This is a genomic window from Gilvimarinus gilvus (assembly GCF_030518155.1).
In the GTDB taxonomy this organism is placed as follows: domain Bacteria; phylum Pseudomonadota; class Gammaproteobacteria; order Pseudomonadales; family Cellvibrionaceae; genus Gilvimarinus; species Gilvimarinus gilvus.
In genome coordinates, this window is sequence record NZ_JAULRU010000150.1 from 1 (window position 1) to 357 (window position 357).

1 protein-coding gene is annotated in these 357 nt (G+C 33.3%); it reads right to left on the minus strand.

What is annotated here, in order from left to right; genetic code table 11:
- A partial coding sequence (locus QWI17_RS00900; RefSeq protein WP_302720604.1) for a phage tail-like protein occupies window positions 1-357 on the minus strand: 357 nt, incomplete at both ends.

Sequence of the window (357 nt, forward strand, 5' to 3'; positions counted from 1 at the left end):
AGGCATGTAAAAGAATCCTGAATTCCCATTTCCAGAAGATAATTTAACCCAAACAAGGCCATCAAAATAATAAAAACCTTCTGCATTTATATTAACAGCTGTACCTGTCTGAGAACCTGTACTAATATTATTAATAAAAACCATTGTAGACTTATCTACATTAAGCATCGATTGTGCTCTCTCTCTATCAACTCTTGGAATTAAAACACCTTCTACAGTTTCTAAAGTTCCTGTTGAATTAACTGCTGTAACATCTAATGTCGCTTTAGGATCATTAGTTCCAATACCTACCTGAGCCAAAACAAATACTGAGGGTGCAGCAAATGCAATAGCAAGTAAAACTTTTTTCATAATTTT